4 protein-coding genes and 1 pseudogene are annotated in these 3,778 nt (G+C 46.7%); 4 read left to right on the top strand and 1 reads right to left on the bottom strand.

The window, feature by feature from the left end; translation table 11 throughout:
* Window positions 1–70 precede the first annotated feature (70 nt).
* The 3 genes from AC2VE5_RS24540 to AC2VE5_RS24530 all read left to right on the top strand — a co-directional run bounded on the left by AC2VE5_RS24540 (window position 71) and on the right by AC2VE5_RS24530 (window position 2,796).
* Window positions 71–1,321 carry a sensor histidine kinase gene (locus AC2VE5_RS24540; protein ID WP_486890231.1) on the top strand — a complete coding sequence of 417 codons (1,251 nt, stop codon included), beginning with the start codon at window positions 71–73 and terminating at the stop codon, window positions 1,319–1,321.
* Window positions 1,322–1,334: 13 nt separating this feature from the next.
* Window positions 1,335–2,009 carry a response regulator transcription factor gene (locus AC2VE5_RS24535; RefSeq protein ID WP_486890230.1) on the top strand — a complete coding sequence of 225 codons (675 nt, stop codon included), beginning with the start codon at window positions 1,335–1,337 and terminating at the stop codon, window positions 2,007–2,009.
* Window positions 2,010–2,427: 418 nt separating this feature from the next.
* Window positions 2,428–2,796, top strand: coding sequence for a response regulator transcription factor (locus tag AC2VE5_RS24530; RefSeq protein ID WP_486890229.1), 369 nt, complete (start codon window positions 2,428–2,430; stop codon window positions 2,794–2,796).
* Window positions 2,797–2,816: 20 nt separating this feature from the next.
* On the opposite strand, the pseudogene AC2VE5_RS24525 reads toward AC2VE5_RS24530, so the two are convergent.
* Window positions 2,817–3,110: pseudogene (locus tag AC2VE5_RS24525) on the bottom strand (iron uptake porin); the annotation flags it as partial.
* Between the two features lie 32 nt (window positions 3,111–3,142).
* Here AC2VE5_RS24525 and AC2VE5_RS24520 point away from each other — a divergent pair.
* Window positions 3,143–3,502 carry an SPW repeat domain-containing protein gene (locus AC2VE5_RS24520; RefSeq protein WP_486890228.1) on the top strand — a complete coding sequence of 120 codons (360 nt, stop codon included), beginning with the start codon at window positions 3,143–3,145 and terminating at the stop codon, window positions 3,500–3,502.
* The last annotated feature ends 276 nt before the right edge of the window (window positions 3,503–3,778 follow it).

The following is a 3,778-nucleotide window of genomic DNA, read 5'->3' as shown; positions in this document are numbered from 1 at the left end:
TCTAGCTTCAGAAGTAAAAACCTTTCAAACTGAACTTACAGCGCAATTTTCTGGCGATCGCCCTGCTGCATTGCCACAGTCTGATGGAGAACAAAAATCTATCGGGGGTTCGTCTCTTAACCAAGAGTTAACTAGACTGATGGCAACCTACTTATCGCGTCAGCTTCCTGAAGATGATACCTATCTAATTACCATCATAAACGAGCAATTTTACAAGTCTAGTCCCAGAGCGCTGCCGAAACCACTCCAGCCAGATTCCGATTTGATGAAACGTTGGACAAAACTCCGCAATCGCGAACAAGGAGAAGTAGAATCCCTAAATAGCAACATCGGCAAAGTCATCTATATAGTTGAACCTGTCAAAATTGATGGCGAAATAATCGGGGTATTTGCGGCAGCACACACGACCGCCGGGGAGCGTGCGGAAGGACTAGAAGCCGTGACGGTTGTGATTCAGGTGACGGTTGTCGTTTTGCTCGTAGCTTTGATGTTAACCTGGCTGGCAGCAGGGCGGGTGTTGGCTCCATTGCGATCGCTAAGCGCCACTGCTCACTCTATTAGTGAATCAGATTTAACGCAACGTCTTTCTGTGCATGGTAAAGGTGAAATTGCTGAATTGGCAATTACGTTCAACGAAATGATGGATCGCTTACAGGCGGCGTTCGCAAGTCAGCGTAACTTTATCAATGATGCAAGTCATGAACTGCGAACGCCGATTACGATTATTCGCGGTCATCTAGAATTGATGGGGGATGACCCCAAAGAACAACAAGAAACCTTGGCATTGGTGTTCGATGAGATAGATCGGATGAGCCGTTTTGTGGATGACTTAACTTTACTGGCAAAGGCAGAAAGACCAGACTTTTTGCGCTTAGAAACCGTAGAAGTTGACCTGCTAACAGAAGAATTATTTACTAAAGCAAAAGCCTTGGCAGATCGAGATTGGCATTTAGGCGCTCAAGGTAGGGGTCGTCTTAATTGCGATCGCCAGCGCATTACTGAAGCGGTGATGAATCTAGCTCAAAATGCGACACAGTTTACAAAGGTAGGCGATCGCGTTACTTTAGGTTCATCGGTGGCTAATAATAAAGCAAGTTTCTGGGTTAAGGATACGGGAGAGGGGATTGCCCCTGCCGATCGAGAACGAATTTTTAAACGTTTTGCACGGGCTGCCAATAGTTACCGTCGTTCGGAGGGGGCGGGATTGGGTTTATCTATTGTCCAGGCGATCGCCATTGCTCACGGTGGTGTAGTCGAAGTTTGCAGCCAAACAGGAGTTGGATCTAAATTCACGATCACTATACCCTTAAAGTCACTCTAGGAGGTTTTGCTTTATCCACCAGATCTTAATTGCTGAAGATGAACTACGCATCGTCTCTTTTTTAGAAAAGGGATTGCGATCGCATGGATTCAATACTACTGCTGCCACCGACGCAGATACGGTTGTGCTAATGGCTCAAAGTCAGAAGTTTGACCTGCTGATTCTTGACTTAGGATTGCCGGGTAAAGATGGCTTAGAGGTGTTGGAGGAGTTACGCGGACAGGGCGAACTATTGCCAACTATTATTCTCACCGCTAGAGATGATGTTAAAGATAAAGTAGCAGGGCTAGAAGCAGGGGCTAACGACTATGTAACCAAGCCTTTTCGCTTTGAGGAACTACTAGCACGGGTAAGAGTGCAATTGCGTAATGAACCTAGTAAAAGCGCTAAGAGTCAAGATGAGTTTGAAATTCAAGTTGGTAATATTGTCCTGGACTTACGCACTCGTAAAGTTGTAGTAGGCGATCGCCCGATCGATTTGCCCGCCCGCGAATTTACCTTAGCAGAAACATTTTTTCGTCACCCAGGACAAGTAATGAGTAGAGAGCAGTTGCTCGACCATGTTTGGGGGTACGACTACGCTCCTGGCTCCAATATTGTAGATGTGTATGTGGGTTACTTACGCAAAAAGTTAGGTAATGACTCAATCGAAACTATTAGAGGGATGGGCTACAGACTGGGAAGATGAGAACTTTCTCATCTTCGTTTCATCTCATTTTCATCCAAAGTCTTTAGAGTCTAGTAATAACAAGACTTTAAATGCTTGATAATTCCCGCGAACAGCTATAAAAAATTCTATTTAAGTACCACATTTAAGAAAAATATCAATATGCGGCAACATCCACTTGTCAATCGCTGGAGTTTGAACATTAATGCAAGGAGCTTAACAGCTAATATCGATCCAAGACTGAGGTTTTGCCATCTCTGGGTATGGGGATAGGTGACTACTGCTGTTATCAATTTCTACTTCACTTGGAATAGTTGCAAAATCTCAGCTATTCCCATCTATCCGTCGGCTCTATCAGAAAAATAACTTCTAGAGCGAGTTGGTCAATAGGGGAATTTTTAAAATCTGGTGACACTCTCGGATGAGAGGCATCTATACTATGAACCGCATTTTGATAGCTGAAGATGAAAAGCGCCTTGCTGCCTTTATAGAAAAAGGACTAAACAAGTATGGCTTTGCCACTACCGTAGCACTAGATGGAATCCAAGCACTTACTATGGCTCAAAGTGGCGATTTTGACCTTTTGCTGCTTGATTTAGGCTTACCTAACCTCGATGGTTGGGCTGTGTTGAAGCGGCTCCGCAGTCAGGCAGACGAGCGACCAATTATTATTGTTACAGCCCGTACTGATGAAAAAGATCGATTGATGGCTTTAGCCTACGGCGCTAACGATTATATTACCAAGCCCTTTCGATTTGCCGACTTACTAGCGCGGGTACAGGTACATTTAAGCGAAGAGCTAGTGTAGTTTTTAATTGAAAGCGCAATTTAAAAAGAAAACGTGGTTCTAACTGTTCCTACATATACAGTGTCATTATTTTTGTTGTGTTCTGGATTGATAACTACCAACAACCCTGGGGTAACACTGATGTTGTCTGTAGCTTGGAAGCGGTAAAAAGCTTCTAAATGTATTGAAGTATCTTTATCGCTCAAAGTTTCACCTAGGTCATTGCTTGCCGTCTTAGGCGGTTGACCGATCGCAATTCCAGCTAAATTACCTTCTTTTCCTAAGTCTGGAAAGGCTAAAGTTAGAGCATAGTTAAAAATACTTGCTTCTGGTTTAAGTTTCGCTACCGTTCTCCTTGGGAGTACATATGCGCTTTATACCGACCAACGTTCACGGTGTAGTCGACTATCTCACCGGCGCCCTGCTGATCATCGCGCCCTGGCTTTTTGGCTTTGCTCGAGGAGGCGCCGAGACCTGGGTACCCGTCGTGTTGGGTGCCGGGGTCATCCTCTACAGTCTTCTGACGGACTATGAGCTGGGTGTCGCCCGGGTGCTGAGCATGGGCACCCACCTCGGGTTGGACGCTGCCGGTGGCCTGATGCTTGCAGCGTCACCCTGGCTGTTCGGATTTAGCGACTTCGTGTACTGGCCTCACCTCATCATCGGGCTGTTTGAAATCGGCGCCGCGCTCACCACCCAGACGACGCCTGCGCGGGTGCGTTCGTAAGCGGTAGTCCCGCAGAGGTTCGTCCTGCTGTCGACGCTCGAGGTGCAGCTGCGCCGCCTCACCGATGTCTGGCGTTGAGTGCAGTGCTCGAGCGCGTTCATACAGGCGCCCAGAGCAGCAAATGCAGAACCGCAGCACAAAAATACCGTCAAACGCTTACTTCCGCCTCTAACCTTCTTTACAAAACACTCGCTATGCTTTGGCTACGACTCTTCCCGACCGCTGGTATGCGGATCGGGAAGTTCTTTACAGATCTGCGGCGCTGTCCGAGTCGGT

It is taken from the genome of Aliterella sp. E5.1, assembly GCF_057473825.1.
Note: the sequence above shows the minus strand (reverse complement) of the source record. Positions and strands in the feature narration are given on the sequence as shown.

Coding starts and splice junctions, on each gene's coding strand:
- AC2VE5_RS24530 (WP_486890229.1), top strand. CDS start 2,428: ATGAACCGCATTTTGATAGCTGAAGATGAAAAGCGCCTTGCTGCCTTT.
- AC2VE5_RS24520 (WP_486890228.1), top strand. CDS start 3,143: ATGCGCTTTATACCGACCAACGTTCACGGTGTAGTCGACTATCTCACC.